16 protein-coding genes are annotated in these 16878 nt (G+C 61.2%); 7 read left to right on the top strand and 9 right to left on the bottom strand.

Annotated elements, in window-relative coordinates:
• Positions 1-12 precede the first annotated feature (12 nt).
• The 3 genes from AC0Z5Z_RS15840 to AC0Z5Z_RS15830 are packed head-to-tail and all read right to left on the bottom strand — an operon-like array spanning position 13 to position 2740.
• Positions 13-882, bottom strand: coding sequence for a rhomboid family intramembrane serine protease (locus AC0Z5Z_RS15840; protein WP_256808873.1), 870 nt, complete (start codon positions 880-882; stop codon positions 13-15).
• Positions 879-1850 carry a metallophosphoesterase gene (locus AC0Z5Z_RS15835; RefSeq protein ID WP_095179579.1) on the bottom strand — a complete coding sequence of 324 codons (972 nt, stop codon included), beginning with the start codon at positions 1848-1850 and terminating at the stop codon, positions 879-881. Before AC0Z5Z_RS15835 ends, AC0Z5Z_RS15840 begins: the two co-directional genes overlap by 4 nt.
• Positions 1850-2740: an NAD(+) kinase gene (locus AC0Z5Z_RS15830; RefSeq protein WP_041480619.1), complete on the bottom strand. Its 891-nt coding sequence runs from the start codon at positions 2738-2740 to the stop codon at positions 1850-1852. Before AC0Z5Z_RS15830 ends, AC0Z5Z_RS15835 begins: the two co-directional genes overlap by 1 nt.
• A 114-nt stretch (positions 2741-2854) precedes the next feature.
• Here AC0Z5Z_RS15830 and AC0Z5Z_RS15825 point away from each other — a divergent pair, with 114 nt between their 5' ends.
• Complete coding sequence (locus AC0Z5Z_RS15825; RefSeq protein WP_485611291.1) at positions 2855-3805, top strand: DUF1853 family protein; 951 nt, start codon at positions 2855-2857, stop codon at positions 3803-3805.
• A gap of 115 nt (positions 3806-3920) precedes the next feature.
• Here AC0Z5Z_RS15825 and AC0Z5Z_RS15820 read toward each other — a convergent pair whose 3' ends face one another.
• On the bottom strand, positions 3921-5204 hold the full coding sequence (locus AC0Z5Z_RS15820; protein ID WP_110599012.1) for an arsenic transporter: 1284 nt from the start codon (positions 5202-5204) through the stop codon (positions 3921-3923).
• Between the two features lie 149 nt (positions 5205-5353).
• Positions 5354-5911 (bottom strand): NADPH-dependent FMN reductase, encoded by a 558-nt coding sequence (locus AC0Z5Z_RS15815; RefSeq protein ID WP_039763234.1) that lies wholly within the window; start codon positions 5909-5911, stop codon positions 5354-5356.
• Positions 5912-6094: 183 nt separating this feature from the next.
• Here AC0Z5Z_RS15815 and AC0Z5Z_RS15810 point away from each other — a divergent pair, with 183 nt between their 5' ends.
• On the top strand, positions 6095-6325 hold the full coding sequence (locus AC0Z5Z_RS15810; protein ID WP_071171849.1) for a hypothetical protein: 231 nt from the start codon (positions 6095-6097) through the stop codon (positions 6323-6325).
• A gap of 85 nt (positions 6326-6410) precedes the next feature.
• The gene (locus AC0Z5Z_RS15805) at positions 6411-7304 is read left to right on the top strand and encodes a LysR family transcriptional regulator (protein WP_457263544.1); all 894 of its coding nucleotides are present in this window, start codon (positions 6411-6413) and stop codon (positions 7302-7304) included.
• On the opposite strand, the gene AC0Z5Z_RS15800 is transcribed toward AC0Z5Z_RS15805, so the two are convergent.
• The 4 genes from AC0Z5Z_RS15800 to AC0Z5Z_RS15785 form a co-directional block, all read right to left on the bottom strand.
• Positions 7270-7884 carry a GNAT family N-acetyltransferase gene (locus tag AC0Z5Z_RS15800; protein ID WP_016774208.1) on the bottom strand — a complete coding sequence of 205 codons (615 nt, stop codon included), beginning with the start codon at positions 7882-7884 and terminating at the stop codon, positions 7270-7272. The genes AC0Z5Z_RS15805 and AC0Z5Z_RS15800 overlap by 35 nt on opposite strands.
• A gap of 298 nt (positions 7885-8182) precedes the next feature.
• Positions 8183-8941, bottom strand: a complete 759-nt coding sequence (dnaQ, locus tag AC0Z5Z_RS15795) for a DNA polymerase III subunit epsilon (RefSeq protein WP_041480624.1) — start codon at positions 8939-8941, stop codon at positions 8183-8185.
• Between the two features lie 213 nt (positions 8942-9154).
• Positions 9155-9625 (bottom strand): ribonuclease HI, encoded by a 471-nt coding sequence (gene rnhA, locus AC0Z5Z_RS15790; protein WP_007910572.1) that lies wholly within the window; start codon positions 9623-9625, stop codon positions 9155-9157.
• Between the two features lie 91 nt (positions 9626-9716).
• Entirely contained in the window at positions 9717-10475 is a 759-nt protein-coding gene (locus AC0Z5Z_RS15785; protein ID WP_041480625.1) for a class I SAM-dependent methyltransferase, read from the bottom strand.
• A gap of 66 nt (positions 10476-10541) precedes the next feature.
• Between AC0Z5Z_RS15785 and gloB the strand changes: the two genes are divergently transcribed.
• The 4 genes from gloB (at position 10542) to AC0Z5Z_RS15765 (ending at position 16877) form a co-directional block, all read left to right on the top strand.
• The gene (gloB, locus tag AC0Z5Z_RS15780) at positions 10542-11309 is read left to right on the top strand and encodes a hydroxyacylglutathione hydrolase (RefSeq protein ID WP_056786790.1); all 768 of its coding nucleotides are present in this window, start codon (positions 10542-10544) and stop codon (positions 11307-11309) included.
• Positions 11310-11408: 99 nt separating this feature from the next.
• A complete protein-coding gene (locus AC0Z5Z_RS15775) occupies positions 11409-12872 on the top strand; it encodes a transglycosylase SLT domain-containing protein (RefSeq protein ID WP_041480626.1) in 1464 nt (487 codons plus the stop codon).
• 334 nt (positions 12873-13206) lie between these two features.
• Positions 13207-15039, top strand: coding sequence for an extracellular solute-binding protein (locus AC0Z5Z_RS15770; RefSeq protein WP_095179575.1), 1833 nt, complete (start codon positions 13207-13209; stop codon positions 15037-15039).
• Positions 15036-16877 (top strand): extracellular solute-binding protein, encoded by a 1842-nt coding sequence (locus AC0Z5Z_RS15765; RefSeq protein ID WP_485611290.1) that lies wholly within the window; start codon positions 15036-15038, stop codon positions 16875-16877. Before AC0Z5Z_RS15770 ends, AC0Z5Z_RS15765 begins: the two co-directional genes overlap by 4 nt.
• The last annotated feature ends 1 nt before the right edge of the window (position 16878 follow it).

Raw genomic sequence — 16878 nt, 5'->3', positions numbered from 1 at the left:
GAAACAAAAATGTTAGACGGCCAGTTTACGGCGGTTATACAAACCGCCCAACAAACCGGTAAAGCATCCGATGAGTAACCCGCTCAGGTGCGCGGCGTTGGCGATCTGGCCGAAACCGATCAGCGAGATCAGCCCGGACATGCACACCACCAGCCACACCAGCATCATCACCAGCACGCCGCGCGGCAGACGATAGGCCGGGTTCGGCGCCAGCAACTGGAAGATCCAGCAATGCCCGAGCAAGCCGTAAAGCACGCCGGACAGCCCACCAAACAGGCTCGGGCCGCTCCAGACGAACTGGGCGTAGTTGGACACCAGACTGAACAGCAGCGTCAGGCCGATCAGGTTGATGCTGCCCTGGCGCGACTCGATGCGCCGCCCCAGCTCCCAGTACCACATACCGTTCATGGCCAGATGGAGGATGCCGAAGTGGATCAGCATCGGCGTCACCAGCCGCCACCACTGCCCCGCCGCGAGGCTATCGGCCAGCGGCGTGAAGTGGATGTACTCACCGATCACGCGGAAATCGAGGAAGGTCAGCCAGCGCAGCGTTTCCAGGTTTTCGCCGAGGAAGGTCAGACCGCCGACGATCAGGCTCAACAGCAGAATGAACCCGGTGGCTTTGGCGTGTTTCAGCTGTTCGGCAAAACTCGGTCGTTTGAAGGTCTGGCCTACGGGAATGTCCAGTTGTTGATCCGGGTCGCCGGCCGGGAAGCGCTCGTACAAGGAACGCACGTCCTCGCTGATTTCCTCTGGCGCCCACAACACCTGTTCGCCCGCCTCTTCGCTGACGCGATGGGGCACTTGCATGCGTTGCAGCAGTTTGACAAAACCGCTCAGATCCACCGCCAACGGCAGGCGCAATACCGCTACCGCACTCATTGCAGCACCTCCGGCCGCTCGACATCGACCCAGACGAATTTTTGCGGATCCAGGCGCGTTTCCTGGTCCAGACGATAGGCCACCAGTTTGCCGTAGAGCACGGCGCTGTAATCCAGGCACGCGAGGTTCGGGCGGATCGGCGCCGGTTTGCCGCTGCGCCAGTAGTGGCCGACGAACAGCAACGGCTCGTCGACGCCGTAGCGCAGCAGGGAATTCTTTTCAGTGGACGTCAGCGGCGTCTGCGCGACAGGTTCGGGCAGTGCATCGGGCTGGAACACGATGTCGCCATAGGTTTTCGGGTCGTCTTCCCAGAACTTGGTGCGGAAGAACGAACGCACCAGACCGTCGCCACTGGTCATGGTCAGGCCACCCGGCAGGCGCATGTCGGTGCCGCGCAGCAAGCGGTCGAACACGGTGCAAGCGAAGCTGCCGGGCACCGCCGAGGCCTGGAGGAAATGCTCATCGACGCAGCCATTGGGGAACAGCGCCCGCAGCGGCTCGATCAGCCCGGCGTCCCAGCACGCATGCACCACGCGGAAACGACCGGCATCGACGAACAGCGGCAGCTCGTAGAACCACTGCTGGAAGTCATGCCAGTCGCCGGGATGGTCCTCGAATTGGCTCAGGGTTTCCTGCAACAGCCGCGCATGGCGCTTGGTGTGTTCGCGCACGAACTGCTTGCCGCTGCCCGGTGGCGCCGGGGTGACCCAGCCGAGCGCGTTGAATTCGTGGTTGCCCATGATGCACAGCGCCTGCCCCGCCTCGACCATGTCGTGGACGATGTGCAGCGCCTCGCGAATGCGCGGGCCACGGTCGATGATGTCGCCGACGAACACCGCCATGCGTGAAGGATGCCGCCAGACCCCGCCCTGCTTGTGATAACCGAGACGGTCCAGCAAGTGTTCGAGGGTCATGGCGCATCCGTGCACGTCACCGATCAGGTCGTAACTGCGCGCGGGATCGAGCATCAGTCGCCTCCGCCCCCCAGCTTGCTGCCCCAGCCAAGCTTGGTGCGGCACACCTCGTAGTAATTGTGATCGAGCGGATGAATCAGGCGCAGCTTCTGCGCTTTCTTGCTCACGGTAATGGTGTCGCCCGGTGCGCAGGTGAAGTGGTTCTGCCCGTCGCAGGACACCTGCGGGTAGATCTGCATATCTTTGGACACGACGATTTTCAGCTCACTGTTGCCATCGACCACGATCGGCCGTCCCGACAAGGTATGGGGGTACATCGGCACAATCACAATAGCGTCGAGCTTGGGATGCATGATCGGCCCGCCGGCGGACAACGCGTAGGCGGTGGAGCCGGTGGGCGTCGCGACGATCAGGCCGTCGGCCTTCTGGCTGCAGACGAACTGGCCGTCGATATACAGCTCGAATTCGATCATCCGCGTCGATTTGCCCGGGTGCAGCACCACATCGTTTAGCGCATCGCCCTGGCCGATGGCCTCGCCATGGCGACGCACTTCGGCTTGCAGCAGGAAACGGTTTTCTACCAGATAGTGGCCGTCGAGCACTTCGGCGACCTTGATTTCCAGCTCGTCGGGGCGAATGTCGGTGAGGAAGCCAAGGCTCCCGCGGTTGATGCCCAGCACCGGAATATTGTGTCTGGCCAGCGCCCGCGCGGCGCCGAGCAGGCTGCCGTCACCGCCGACGACGATGACCATGTCACAAACTTCGCCGAGCATCTTGCGCGACGAGGTTTGCAGACCATGGCCGGGCAGGACTTCAGCGATGGTGTCTTCGAGGATCACATGCAGGTGACGGTCGAGCAGAAAGCGTTTCAGTCGGCGGACGGTATCCAGCACCTGGGAACTGCCCAGGCGACCGATGATGCCGATATTACGAAATTGCTCCATGGGACCTCTGCGGACAATCGAAAACGCGAAAACCCGATTATGGGCGAAAGCGCCAGATAGACAAAATCCTTTCAGCCTCAAGGGTGCACTCAGGTTTAAGGCTATGCTCGCAAGATGATCCTGTTCCCCGACTTGTTGCAATTGCCCCATCGATTACGCCATCCCGAAGTGCGGGACCTGGCGTGGGTGATCCTCGCGCCGCCGATGCTCGCCGCCACGCCGTGGCCCCAGCGCCATCCGCTTGCCGGCAGCGACTGGGTGCACGACCCGCAGCGCCTCGAACATTGGCTGCATCAGCTCGACCGCGACAGTTACGGCCTGCTGCAATGGCTGTCGCAGGCGCGCACCCGCCGTCTGGGTCTGTATTACGAGCGTCTTTGGCAGTTCGCCGTCTCGCATGCGCCGGGCATCGAACTGATCGCCGCCAACCTGCCAATCCGCCGCGCTGGGCACACCCTCGGCGAACTCGACATGCTGCTGCGTGACCGCGACGGCGTGCATCATCTGGAACTGGCGATCAAGCTCTACCTTGGCCCGCAGGATGGCGATGGCCGCGATCCCGCGCAGTGGCTGGGGCCGGGTTGTCATGACCGGCTGGATCGCAAACTGGCACATCTGGCCGAGCATCAATTGCCGATCTCGGCGCGCCCGGAAAGCCGCGAGGTGCTCGCGGCACTGGATATCGAAACCTTCAGCGCGCAGTTGTGGCTGGGCGGTTATCTGCTGTATCCGTGGCCCGGTCAGGCCGAGTCACCGCAAGGCGCGCATCCGCAACATCTGCGTGGCAGTTGGCTGCATCAGAGGGACTGGCCGGCGTTTGTCGCGCAGCGCCCGCCGGGCCGCTGGCAACCCCTGCCCCGCCATGCGTGGCTGGCGCCGGCGCATTACCCGGCGGATCAGGTCTGGACAGATGAGCACCTGCGTTTGTGGCTGGCAGACCTGCCAGCACTGGCCCCGGCGCAGTTGATGGTACGCCTGACCGAGAATGCCCAGGGCGAATGGGAAGAGGCGGAGCGGTTGTTTCTGGTGGCGGATCTTTGGCCGAATGTCCCCGGCCAAACCTGAGATTTGTGGTGTCCGACCCAATTCGCGAGCAGGCTCGCTCCCACAGAGAATGCATTTCAAATGTGGAATGCGATCCCTGTGGGAGCGAGCCTGCTCGCGAAAAGAGCAACTCGGTCTATAGGGATAACCGCACCGCCAATGCCGCCAACGTCACCAGCAACACCGGCACCGTCAACACAATCCCGACACGGAAGTAATAGCCCCAGCCGATATGGATGCCTTTGCGCTCCAGCACGTGCAGCCACAGCAAGGTCGCCAGGCTGCCGATCGGAGTGATCTTCGGCCCCAGGTCGCTGCCGATCACGTTGGCGTAGATCATCGCTTCCTTGATCACGCCGCTGGCCTGACTGGCGTCGATCGACAGCAAGCCGATCAGTACCGTTGGCAGATTGTTCATGATCGACGACAGCAGCGCCGTCAGCACCCCGGTGCCCATCGCCGCGCCCCACACGCCGTGACCGGCGAATACGTCCAGCCACCCGGCGAGGTAACCGGTGAGTCCGGCATTGCGCAGGCCGTACACCACCAGGTACATGCCCAGCGAGAAAATCACGATCTGCCACGGCGCTTCTTTCATCACTTTGCGCGTGGAGATCTTGTGGCCGCGCGCGGCAATACCCAGCAGCAGCGCGGCACACACCGCCGAAATTGCGCTGATCGGAATGCCCAGCGGTTCGAGGGCAAAGCAGCCGATCAACAGGATCACCAACACCGCCCAACCGGCGTAGAACGTCGCTTTGTCGTGGATCGCGGTTTGCGGATTTTCCAGTTGTTCCGGGTCGTAAGCGGCCGGGATGTCGCGGCGAAAAAACCACAGCAACATGCCCAACGTCGCCGCCACGCTGACGAAGTTCACCGGCACCATCACTGCGGCATAGCGGTTGAAGCCAATATGGAAGAAGTCCGCCGAAACGATGTTGACCAGGTTCGACACCACCAGCGGCAGGCTCGCCGTATCGGCGATAAACCCGGCGCCCATGACGAAGGCCAGCGTCGCCGCTGGTGAAAAGCGCAGCGCCAGCAGCATTGAAATCACGATCGGCGTGAGAATCAGCGCCGCGCCGTCATTGGCGAACAGCGCAGAGACCAGCGCGCCGAGCAGCACCATGAAGGCAAACAATTTGCGCCCACTGCCCCGCCCCCAACGCGCCACGTGCAGCGCCGCCCAATTGAAAAAGCCAGCCTCGTCGAGCAACAGACTGATGATGATCAGCGCGACGAAGGTGCCGGTGGCGTTCCAGATGATCTGCCAGACCAGCGGGATGTCCGTGAGGTGAACGACGCCAAAAATCAACGCCAGCACGGCGCCCAACGTTGCACTCCAGCCGACGCCGAGACCTTTGGGTTGCCAGATAACGAGGGTGATGGTCAGCAGGAAAATCAGTGACGCAGCGAGCATTCGCAGAAGCCTTCAAATAGCGAAACGGGTGGAAATCGAACAAATGTGGGAGCGAGCCTGCTCGCGAAAGCGGTTTGTCAGACGCGAAATTGTTATCTGACAGTCCGCCTTCGCGAGCAGGCTCGCTCCCACAGTGCGTTTCGGTGAGCTTATTTCTTGTGTTGCTCGACGAACTGGCCGTAAGCATCGATGAATTTTTGCAGGAACGGCTTCACCGAGTCGCTCAGTTTGCCCGCTTCGTCGAACGCGTTACCGGCGCCGCCCAGGTAGGCTTCCGGCTGTTGCAGGCAATGGATATCAAGGAAAACAAAGGTCTGGCGCAGGTGCTGGTTGGCGCCGAAGCCACCGATGGCGCCTGGCGATACGCTGATCACCGCGCCGGGTTTGCCACTCCACGCGCTCTGGCCATAAGGACGGGAACCAACGTCGATGGCGTTCTTCAACGGTGCCGGGATCGAGCGGTTGTACTCGGGGGTGACAAACAGCACCGCGTCGGATGACGCCACTTTCTGACGGAAAGTGCTGTAGGCTGCCGGCGGAGAATCGCCGTCGATGTCTTCGTTGTACAGCGGCAGTTCACCGATTTCGACAATCTCGAGCTTGAGATTGGCCGGTGCCAGTTCGGCGAGGGCCAGTGCGACTTTGCGATTGATCGATGCTTTGCGCAGGCTACCGACCACTACAGCGACGTTGTAGACATTGCTCATGGATGACTCTCGATGGTCCGTGGGAAGAGTCGCTAGTTATAGATGATCCAGTGACATTTTCACCAGTGGTCATTGGTTTTTCCTGCGCGAGGAATATTTTTTTCCTGTAGGAAAACTTACCGAGCTTGCTGACGGTCTACAAAGCCGCAAATCAAGCGTTTTATCTCCAGAGGTTCTAAGCAGATGGCAGCAGTACTCGTCGGTCAGTTTCATGCAAGAGATGCGGAAGGCCGCGTTTATTCCGTGCATGAATTCCAGGAATCGAACCCGTCTGCAGACGGATCCACTGGCTCGGAGCCCATTTACAAACTCGCCATTGGCGATCGGGTCAACAAGGTCAGTGACAGCGAGTTTCTCCTGGTGCAATCAGGCATTACCCTGATCCGCGAACCTGAGCCAACCGTCGCTCAATAACCTAGCGTTATGAGCAGAAGTCATGCGAGCGGACTTGGGGTAGGATTCAGCGTCTGACCCCACCTGCTGAACATGGACTTCACGCATGCGTTTACGCCACATCGAAGTGATTCAGGCGCTCTTGCAGACCGGTCACCTGGGCACCGCCGCCGAATGGCTGCAACTGCCGGTGACCGAGGTCGAAGAGCGTTTGCGCGAAGCCGAGAGTCAGTTGGGGTTCATGTTGTTCGCCAGCGTTCGCGGTCGCCTGCAATCGACCCCCGAAGCGCGCGCCTTGCAAGTGGAAATCGCGCACATCTATGAGGCGCTGGAGCCGGTGCAGCGTCTGGCCAGCAGCCTCAAGCAGTACCTCGCCCCGCCCTTGCGCATCATCGGCACCCCGCCGCTGGCCCAACAATTACTGCCACAAAGCCTTGCGACCCTGCGTCGACGCCTGCCCGACGCACCGTGCAGCCTGCTCAGCGCGCCGACTCGCGACATCGTCCGCAGCCTGTTATTGCGCGAAAGCGATCTGGGCCTGAGCCTGCACGATCCCGAACACCCCGATATCCACTGCCAGCCGCTGGCCCAGGGCAAGCTGCAATTGCTCGCTCCGCACGGCTGGCTGCAGCCGAAACAGAAATACATTTCCCTCGCGGATCTGGCCGGTCAGGCCATGGTCGGTCTCGAAGGTCAGGATCCGCTGAGCCCGGCACTGGAAAACAAACTCCAGGCCCTGCGCCCGGCGCCAAGCATTCAGACCCGCGTGCAGACCCATCAGATGATGCGCAGCATGGTCGAGGCCGGCGAAGGTCTGGCCATCGTCGATCCGTTCACCGCTCTGGGCGCCCGCGCCGGTGGGCTTGACGTCTGCCCGCTCTCACCGGCAGTGCCGATCAGCCTCTGCGCCCTGACCTTCAAACATGCCGCGCCGTCGGCGGCGATTCAGACCTTGCTGGCGATCGTCACGGAACAAGCCGAGGCGATGTTGTCGAGCTGAGTGGTTTTTCCAGCGGATTATCGAACAGGCGATACCAGAACAACGCGACTTCAGCGGTATGCGGATCGATGCCGCGATAGCGCAACTGGTCGATGCCGCCGATCACATAGCCGCAACGCTCATACAGACGACAGGCGCCGAGATTGTTGTTCTGGGTTTCGAGCATGATGCCCGGCAGCTTTTTCTTGCGACTCCAGAACTGCGCGACATCAAGCAACGCCTTGGCCACGCCGTGGCGACGGGCCGGGGCGTGCACCGCCAGTTCATCGATATGGGCAAAGCCGTTCCAGTTGGTGCTGATCACCAGGTGGCCGACCGGCTCGTCGTCCAGATACGCCATGAAAATCGCACTGTCGGGCGCGTTGTGAAAGGCGCTGAATTCTTCGGGATCGATGCCGTAGCACTTGCGGTACGGCACGATTGGCGTCACCGGCCATTGCTCGACCGGTTTGCCGATCACGGCAGCGCCGTAGGCAGCGACCTCGAAACTGAAGTCGCTGCCCCAGATATACGGCGCAAAACCTTCGTCGGCTACACGCACCGACAACCCTGGGTATTTCGGATTCATGACCGGTTGCATACTGGGAAAAGTCCTCATTCCTTGACGCAGCCGACGCTGTCGACCTTACCGTCGCGATGGATGATTGCCAGCGCAAATTTCAACTCTTTGTACATGAGACTCAGTGTCCTGAGGCGGCAGATTTGCACCTGACCAGTGCACTCAGGGTAGAGGGTTGCGACGAATGTGGCGAGAGTGGCAACTTGGCTCCATGTCGCCAAACGCAAAAAATCGCTGCCTTCCTGGCCCCCACTATGGAATGCAATCCCTGTAGGAGCTGCCGAAGGCTGCGATCTTTTGATCTTTGATCTTCAGGTTTTCAGACCTGCGCATCAGCCTCGGCAATCTGCGTCCACAACGCCGGCGCTCCTGCCGATTTGGCGATGATTTCCAGCCGCACCAGATGCGCCGCCAGTTCTTCTTCGGTCGCCCGGATGATGCGTGCTGGCTGGCGATCGACCGGCAGGCGGCGGATTTCGGTAGCCGAGTTGTCGGCGCCCTCGCCCGTGCCATTGCCGTCAGACGCGTTGCCAGCCAGCGACAGGCTGGTCTGGCCGCCGGTCATGGTCAGGTAGACGTCGGCGAGAATCTCCGAGTCGAGCAAGGCGCCGTGGAGTTCACGGCCGGAGTTGTCGACGCCGTAACGTTTGCACAACGCATCGAGGCTGTTGCGCTGCCCCGGGTGACGTTCCCGGGCCATCATCAGGGTATCGAGGATGGTGCAATGCTGGGTGATATCGGCGCGATCGTGCTGGCCCATCAAGGCAAATTCGTTGTTGATGAAGCCAACGTCGAACGCCGCGTTGTGGATAATCAGCTGCGCGCCCTGGATGAACTCGAAGAACTCATCGGCAACTTCGGCAAAGCGCGGCTTGCCGACGAGGAATTCGTTGGTGATGCCGTGCACACCGATCGCGCCTTCGTCGCTCTCGCGATCCGGTTGCAGATAAACGTGAAAGTGCCGGCCCGTCAGGCGCCGACCGATCAGTTCGACGCAACCGATTTCAATGATCCGGTGACCATCGGTCACCGGCATGCCGGTGGTTTCGGTATCGAGTACAACGGATCTGGTGGCCATCAGTGCTCAGCTCTCAACGGGTCAATCATGCAAAAGCGCGGATGTTAACACGCTCGGCGGGGTGTTTCAGTCGGACCGTGGCGCAGACCGTGGCGGGTCCTTCGCGAGCAGGCTCGCTCCCACATTGAATGCATTCCAATTCAAGGCCTGGAATACATTTCCCTGTGGGAGCGAGCCTGCTCGCGAACGGCCACGCCACGGTTAGAAGCGAAATCAGCTCTGCTTGTAACCGCGAACTTCATCGACCCCACGGTTAGCCAATTGGTCAGCCCGCTCGTTACCGTGATGGCCAATGTGCCCGCGCACCCATTTCCAGGTGACTTTGTGGCGGTTGACCTGCTCGTCCAGCTCTTTCCACAGATCGGCATTCTTCACCGGCTCTTTCGCAGCCGTTTTCCAGCCGCGCTTCTTCCAGTTGGCCATCCACTCGTTGATGCCTTTCATCACGTATTGCGAGTCGGTGACCAGCAGCACTTCGCAGGGGCGCTTGAGCGCTTCGAGGCCACGAATCGCGCCGAGCAGCTCCATGCGATTGTTGGTGGTGTTGGCCTCGCCGCCCCACAGTTCCTTTTCGACGCCCTTGCACACCAGCAGCGCGCCCCAGCCGCCGGGGCCGGGGTTGCCCTTGCAGGCGCCGTCGGTGAACAGTTCTACGGTATCGACGCTTTCCACGCTTTCGCTCATGTCAGTCTTTCCAGAAAAAATGCCTGTCCTGCCAATCACGGATCGACAATGACCGCGGCCGGGACAAGCCCGGCCACAAATAAAAGAAGATTTACGGTTCGATGCGGCGGCGGTTGACCTTGGCCATCGGCAGCGGAATCAGCTTGCCCATCGGCTCGCGGCGTTCCTGGCGCAACGGCCTGAGCCCCACCACGATCTTGCGCGCCACCAGCAGATAGAAGCCGCCGCCAGACAATTGCCAGTCACCGGCCTTGCGTTCCCAGCCGGCCAGACGGTTCTGCCACTTGGGTGATGCGAGCGGCGGACGATAGCACCCGAAGCGGCGTTTCTCCAGCGCGAAGCCCAGCAGATTGAGCCAGTCGGCGACCCGCGACGGCGAGATGCAGCGCGCCTTGCGCAGGGCATCATTGGCGAAGAAATGCCGCAGCCCCCAGGTGCTCCAGGGGTTGATGCCGATGATCAGCAGATGCCCGCCGGGGCGCACGCTGCTCGCCGCTTCACGCAGCAAGCCGTGGGGCGACAGGCAGAAATCCAGGCCATGCTGCATCACCACCACGTCGGCAGCGTGCTCGCTCAACGGCCAGGCCTGCTCTTCGCAAACGATCTCGACACCGGGCAACGGCGCGCCAAGACGCACGTTGCGCTGCACTTGCGGCGCGGCCGGCGGGGTTTCGGCGGACGGCCCGTAATGCACCAGATAACCGCCGAAGAAGCGGCCGAGCTCGTCATCGAGCATGCGCCGCTCTTCATCCAGCAGAAATTGCCCGAGCGGCCCCGACAGCCATTCGCGGGCGGCGCTGATCAATGCCAGCCAGTCGGGATCGGCCTGAGCGAACGCTTTATCGGTCATGTCATTCTCCAACGCGCCAGGAACTACTAAGATGCGCCAATGTTTTCTGCTTGGCGAATTCCGACGATGATACAGATCAGTGCCCTGCCCGCGTTCACCGACAACTACATCTGGTTGTTACAGGATCATCAGACCCAGCGCTGCGCGGTGGTCGATCCGGGCGACGCCACCCCGGTGCAGGCGTGGCTTGACGCGCATCCGGGCTGGGTGCTCAGCGATATTCTGATCACTCACCATCACCATGACCATGTCGGCGGCGTCGAGCGCCTGAAAGCCGCGACCGGCGCCAAGGTCTACGGCCCGGCCAGCGAAAGCATCCCGGCGCGCGACGTAGCGCTCAAGGACAACGACAGCGTCAGCGTGCTCGGCTGGGACTTCGACGTCTATGCGGTGCCCGGTCACACCCTGGGGCACATCGCCTATTACCACCATGGCCTGCTGTTCTGCGGCGACACCCTGTTCGCCGCCGGTTGCGGCCGGTTGTTCGAAGGCACACCCGAGCAGATGTACCGCTCGCTCAGCCGTCTTGCGGCCCTGCCGGAAGATACGCTGGTCTACTGCACCCATGAATACACCTTGAGCAATCTGAAATTTGCCGCCGCCGTCGAGCCGGGCAACCCGGAAGTCGCCGCCCGTCTGGAAAAGGTCACGCAGCAACGGCAGAACGGCGTGATGACGTTGCCGTCGACTCTGGCTCTGGAAAAGCTTACCAATCCGTTTTTACGCACTTCTGAAACATTGGTTACACAAAAAGTGGACGAACGGGAAGGCGCTCAAAACCGGGCGCCGAGCGAGGTATTTGCGGCTCTGCGGGCATGGAAAGACAAGTTCTGACAAGCGCGCCGGCCGGGACAAAAATTCTCAATGGTTGACCGCAGGGGGTGCGCTTTCTAGAATCGCCCGACATTTTTGCCCGGAACTTACTTCCAGCCAATGTCGTCATCCATACGTAAGTCCGTCAATTCAGATGCTTTGACCCGCCTGGCGCAAGCCATCGCGGTGGCTGTGTCCGCCACGCTGGCGGGTTGCTCCAGCCACGCTCCGCAGACTGAAGCGACGCATACGCCGAACATTGCTGCGCGAGCCAAGCAGAAGCCGATCTGGCTGACCGAGAAGCCCACTCCCGTGGCGCCCCAGGACATCTGGGAACGCATGCGTCAGGGCTTCCAGTTGCAGGAAGGCCTTGGCGTCAATCCGCGCATCGAGCAACAACGCCTGTGGTTCGCCAGTAACCCCTCCTTCCTCGAGAATGCCGGTGAACGCGGCAGCCTCTACATTCATTACATTGTCGAACGCCTCGAAGAGCGCAACATGCCGCTGGAACTGGCCCTGCTGCCGGTGATCGAGAGCGCGTACAACCCGATGGCCTATTCCCGCGCCGATGCGGTGGGCCTGTGGCAGTTCATTCCGTCCACCGGGCGTTATTTCAACCTGCGCCAGACGCGTTTTTATGATGGTCGTCGCGACATTACCGCCTCGACCACGGCCGCGATGGATTACCTGACCCGCCTGCACGACATGTTCAACGGCGACTGGCTGCTGGCGCTGGCAGCCTACAACGCTGGTGAAGGCACCGTAAGCCGGGCGATCGAGCGCAACGAAAAACTCGGCCTGCCCACCGACTACTGGAACCTGCCACTGCCGGCGGAAACCCAGGCCTATGTGCCGAAGTTGCTGGCACTGTCACAAGTGGTACTGGCGCCTGAAGCCTACGGCGTCAACCTCAACCCGATCGCCAACGAACCGTACTTCCAGGTCGTCGAAATCAACCAGCGCATGGACCTGTCCAAGGTCGCTGCGGTGGCGAACATCGATGAAGACGAACTGTTCCAGCTCAACCCCGCGTTCAAACAGCGCACCACCATCGACGGTCCGCAGCACTTGCTGGTGCCGACGTCCAAGGCGCAACTGCTGACCGCCAGTCTGCAGACCATGCGCCCGGACGAACTGATCAGCCCGCGCTCGCTGAAACCGGTGTTCGAAGGCGCCGATCCGTCGGAAGTGGCGCAGCTCAAACGTGCTTATCGGGTCAAGCGTGGCGACAACCTCGGCTCCATCGCCAAGGCCAACAAGGTCGAAGTCAAGGATCTGCAGCGCTGGAACAAGCTGACCGGCAAGAATCTCAAGGTCGGCCAGACCCTGGTCATGCAGGACAACACCAAGCGTGCCCCGGCGCGCAAGTCCGGCCGGGTCAACACCGTGGTCGCGGCGAATACCAAGACCAAAGGCAAGGACGAGAGCAAGCAGCAGACCCAGTACAAGGTCAAGCGCGGCGACACCCTGTATGTGGTGGCCAAGCGGTTCAACGTCGAGATGCAACATCTCAAGCGTTGGAACCCGGGTGCGGGCAAGGCACTCAAGCCTGGGCAGATGCTTACGGTTTATCAGCCGCACTGATTGAAGAGCCCCTGATATTTCAGGGGCTTTTTTTGGATGAAGTTTTTGTGGTGTGCTTTAGATCCATCCCCCTCACCCCAGCCCTCTCCCCCAGGGGGGAGAGGGGGAAAGGGAGCCGATCGGGGGCTTTTCAGAAACTGACTTCGACTCGGTATCGCACGTCGGTGCAATTCGCCCAGACACCACGATCAGTCCCCTCTCCCTCCGGGAGAGGGTTAGGGTGAGGGGCTCTTCGCGCAAACGATTAACCCGCCATTAACCCGCATCTTTTTCCTGTCCAGACAAGCTGTTACTGTACGGCCCACAAAGCCCAAGCCGCTGGATCGGATCTGACTTGAAGCGTGCCCTCTCCCTGCTCCTGATCAGCCTGGCCTTGAGCTCACCCGCAAGCGCGACGATTACCGAAAGTCATGGTTATGCGCAGTTCGGCACGCTCAAGTACCCGGCCAGATTTACCCACTTCGACTGGGTCAACCCGCAAGCGCCCAAGGGCGGTACGTTGCGGGTGATGGCGTTCGGCACCTTCGATACGGTCAATCCGTACACCTTCAAGGGCACCAGCCCGGTTACCACCGCCAATTTTCTCCAGTACGGCATCAACGAGCTCAACGAGCCGCTGATGGTCGGTACCGGACAGTATTCGCCGTCCGGCGACGAGCCGGCGTCGAGTTACGGGTTGATCGCACAATCGGTGGAGTACAGCGAAGATCGCAGCTGGGTCGTCTTCAATTTGCGCCCCGAAGCGCGCTTTCACGACGGAGCGCCGATCACCGCCTACGACGTGGCGTTCTCCTATCGAACGCTGCTCAAGGACGGTCATCCGCTGTATCGCACGGCCCTGCAGGAAGTGCTGCGAGTCGACATCCTCAACAAGCAGCGCATTCGCTTTGTGTTCAAGCGCTCGGGCAATCCGCTGCTGATCCTGCGCCTGGGCGAGTTGCCGGTGCTGCCGCAGCATTACTGGAAAGACCGCGACTTCAAAGCCACCACGTTCGAACCACCGCTGGGCAGCGGGCCGTACCGCATCACGTCGGTCACGCCAGGCCGACAGCTGATTTTCGAGCGGGTCAAGGATTACTGGGGCAAGGATCTGCCGGTCAATCGCGGCAAGTACAATTTCGATCGCATGGAAGTCGAGTTCTACCGCGACAGCGATGTCGCCTTCGAAGCGTTCAAGGCCGGTGAGTTCGACATCTACATCGAGCATCAGGCAAAGAACTGGGTCAACGGTTACAACTTCCCTGCTGTACGTCGTGGCGAAGTGATCAAGGTGCAGATCCCGCATCAGATCCCGACCCAGACTCAGGGCCTGTTCATGAACAGCCGCCGCGCGACCTTCGCCGATGTCAGGACGCGCGAAGCGTTGGGTCTGATGTTCGATTTCGAATGGACCAACCGCGCGCTGTTCAGCGATGCCTATAAACGCACCAGCAGCTACTACCCCAACAGCGAATTCACTGCGTCCGGCCTGCCGGTCGGCCATGAATGGCTGATGCTCAAGCCTTACAAGGAGCAGTTGCCAGCCCGGCTGTTCACCGAGCCGTTTACCCTGCCGAAGACCGACGGCCGTGGCATTCCGCGCGAGACTATGCGCAAAGCCCTCGCCCTGCTCGCCGAGGCCGGTTGGAAGCTCCACGGCCAGCGCCTGCAAGACAAAGACGGCCAACCGCTGCGTTTCGAACTGCTGCTGGTCAACCCGAGCCTGGAGCGGCTCTATCAGCCGTACATCGAAAACCTCAACAGCATCGGCATCGACGCGCGCCTGCGCACGGTCGATCGCGCCCAGTACAAACAGCGCCTCGACCAATTCGATTTCGACATGATCTCGATGACACTGGGCCAGACCCTGAGCCCGGGCCTTGAGCAGTGGCAGTACTTCCACTCCAGCCAGGTGAACGTCAAGGGCAGCAAGAATTACGCGGGCATCGCCAATCCGGTGGTCGATCACCTGCTCGAACAATTGCTCGCCGCGCGCACCCGCGACGAGCAGGTCGCCGCCGGCAAAGCGCTCGACCGCGTGCTGCTCTGGCAGCACTACAGCATTCCCAACTGGTACCTCAATTATCACCGTCTGGCCTACCGCAACCGGTTGGCCTTTGTCACCACGCCGCCCTACACCCTGGGCCTGAGCGCATGGTGGCTGAAGTCTTCGGAGAAAGATCGATGAACGCTGTTCGCACCCTGCTCGTGCAGGCCGGCGGCTTGCTGTTCGCCGGGCTGGCCTGGGCCGCCCCGCAACACGCCGTGACCCTGTACAACGAGCCGCCGAAATACCCGGCCGATTTCAAGCACTTCGACTACGTCAATCCCGATGCGCCCAAGGGCGGCGTGTTCCGCCAAGCCGGTTTCGGCGGCTTCGACAGCCTCAACCCGTTCATCAACAAAGGCGTGCCGGCCGATGACATCGGCCAGATCTACGACACCCTGACCAAACACAGCCTCGACGAGCCGTTCACCGAATACGGCCTGATTGCCAGCAAGATCGAGAAAGCCGACGACAACAGTTGGGTGCGTTTCTACCTGCGCCCGGAAGCACGCTTCCACGACGGCCACCCGGTGCGCGCCGAAGACGTGGTGTTCAGCTTCGAGACGTTGACCAAGGAAGGCTCGCCGATGTTTCGCGGCTACTACAACGACGTCGCCGAAGCCATCGCCGAAGACCCGTTGAAAGTCTTGTTCAAGTTCAAGCACAGCAACAACCGCGAGCTGCCGCTGATCCTCGGCCAGTTGCCGGTCCTGCCGAAACACTGGTGGGCCAGTCGCGACTTCAACAAGGGCAATCTGGAAATCCCGCTGGGCAGCGGCCCGTACAAGGTCACCCAAGTGAAGGCCGGCCGGTCGGTACGTTACGAGCGGGTCAAGGATTACTGGGGCAAGGACTTGCCGGTCAACCGTGGCTTCTACAACTTCGACACGATGACCACCGACTATTACCGCGACAACACCGTCGCCCTCGAAGCGCTGAAGGCCGGGCAGTTCGATTACTGGCTGGAGATGACCGCGAAGAACTGGGCCAGCGCCTATAACGTTCCGGCGGTCACCGAGGGGCGTTTGATCAAGGAACTGATCCCCAACAGCAACCCGACCGGCATGCAGGGCTTCGTCTTCAACCTGCGCCGCCCGGTGTTCCAGGATGTGCGCGTGCGTCAGGCGCTGGGGCTGCTGTTCGACTTCGAATGGACCAACAAGCAATTGTTCAACGGCGCCTACGTGCGCACCCGCAGTTACTTCGAGAACTCGGAAATGGCCGCCACCGGCCTGCCCGACGCAGAGCAACGGACGATCCTCGAACCGTTCCGCAGCAAACTGCCGGCCCAGGTGTTCAGCGAAGCCTTCGAAAATCCCAAGACCGACGCCAGCGGCATGATCCGCACCCAGCAGCGCGAGGCGTATCAACTGCTGCAAGAGGCCGGCTGGAAAATCGTCGACGACAAAATGGTCGACGCCACCGGCAAACCGGTGGTGATCGAATTCCTCCTCGCCCAGACCGAGTTCGAACGGGTGCTGCTGCCGTTCAAGCGCAACCTCAGCGACCTCGGCATCGATCTGGTGATCCGCCGCGTCGACGTCTCGCAGTACATCAACCGCGTGCGCTCGCGGGACTTCGACATGATGGTCGGCAGCTTTCCGCAGTCCAATTCGCCGGGTAACGAGCAGCGCGAATACTGGATGAGCGCCGCCGCCGACAAGCCGAGCAGCCGCAACAGCCTGGGTCTGAAGGATCCGACCGTTGACCAACTGGTGGAAAGCCTGATCAACGCCGACTCGCGCAAGAGTCTGGTGGCCCACGCCCGTGCGCTGGATCGTGTTCTGCAATGGGGCTACTACGTGGTGCCCAACTGGCACATCAAGAGCTGGCGCGTGGCCTACTGGAATCATATAGGCCACCCGAAAACCTCGCCCAAGTACGACATCGGCATCAATACCTGGTGGGTCAAGCCTGACGCCAAGCCTGCCGTAGAAGTCGAAACCCAACTGCAAGCCGACCCTGCGGGCACGGAGTAAT

Source organism: Pseudomonas sp. 1L-E-NC-VB-C3 (assembly GCF_057291535.1).
The sequence above is the reverse complement of the archived record's forward strand: the minus strand, read 5'-3'. Positions and strand labels throughout refer to the sequence as shown.

What these genes read in the sequence shown, in the direction of transcription:
- AC0Z5Z_RS15840 (WP_256808873.1), bottom strand. Translation starts at nt 882, where the DNA reads ATGAGTGCGGTAGCGGTATTGCGCCTGCCGTTGGCGGTGGATCTGAGC.
- AC0Z5Z_RS15835 (WP_095179579.1), bottom strand. Translation starts at nt 1,850, where the DNA reads ATGCTCGATCCCGCGCGCAGTTACGACCTGATCGGTGACGTGCACGGA.
- AC0Z5Z_RS15830 (WP_041480619.1), bottom strand. Translation starts at nt 2,740, where the DNA reads ATGGAGCAATTTCGTAATATCGGCATCATCGGTCGCCTGGGCAGTTCC.
- AC0Z5Z_RS15825 (WP_485611291.1), top strand. Translation starts at nt 2,855, where the DNA reads ATGATCCTGTTCCCCGACTTGTTGCAATTGCCCCATCGATTACGCCAT.
- AC0Z5Z_RS15820 (WP_110599012.1), bottom strand. Translation starts at nt 5,204, where the DNA reads ATGCTCGCTGCGTCACTGATTTTCCTGCTGACCATCACCCTCGTTATC.
- AC0Z5Z_RS15815 (WP_039763234.1), bottom strand. Translation starts at nt 5,911, where the DNA reads ATGAGCAATGTCTACAACGTCGCTGTAGTGGTCGGTAGCCTGCGCAAA.
- AC0Z5Z_RS15810 (WP_071171849.1), top strand. Translation starts at nt 6,095, where the DNA reads ATGGCAGCAGTACTCGTCGGTCAGTTTCATGCAAGAGATGCGGAAGGC.
- AC0Z5Z_RS15805 (WP_457263544.1), top strand. Translation starts at nt 6,411, where the DNA reads ATGCGTTTACGCCACATCGAAGTGATTCAGGCGCTCTTGCAGACCGGT.
- AC0Z5Z_RS15800 (WP_016774208.1), bottom strand. Translation starts at nt 7,884, where the DNA reads ATGCAACCGGTCATGAATCCGAAATACCCAGGGTTGTCGGTGCGTGTA.
- dnaQ (WP_041480624.1), bottom strand. Translation starts at nt 8,941, where the DNA reads ATGGCCACCAGATCCGTTGTACTCGATACCGAAACCACCGGCATGCCG.
- rnhA (WP_007910572.1), bottom strand. Translation starts at nt 9,625, where the DNA reads ATGAGCGAAAGCGTGGAAAGCGTCGATACCGTAGAACTGTTCACCGAC.
- AC0Z5Z_RS15785 (WP_041480625.1), bottom strand. Translation starts at nt 10,475, where the DNA reads ATGACCGATAAAGCGTTCGCTCAGGCCGATCCCGACTGGCTGGCATTG.
- gloB (WP_056786790.1), top strand. Translation starts at nt 10,542, where the DNA reads ATGATACAGATCAGTGCCCTGCCCGCGTTCACCGACAACTACATCTGG.
- AC0Z5Z_RS15775 (WP_041480626.1), top strand. Translation starts at nt 11,409, where the DNA reads ATGTCGTCATCCATACGTAAGTCCGTCAATTCAGATGCTTTGACCCGC.
- AC0Z5Z_RS15765 (WP_485611290.1), top strand. Translation starts at nt 15,036, where the DNA reads ATGAACGCTGTTCGCACCCTGCTCGTGCAGGCCGGCGGCTTGCTGTTC.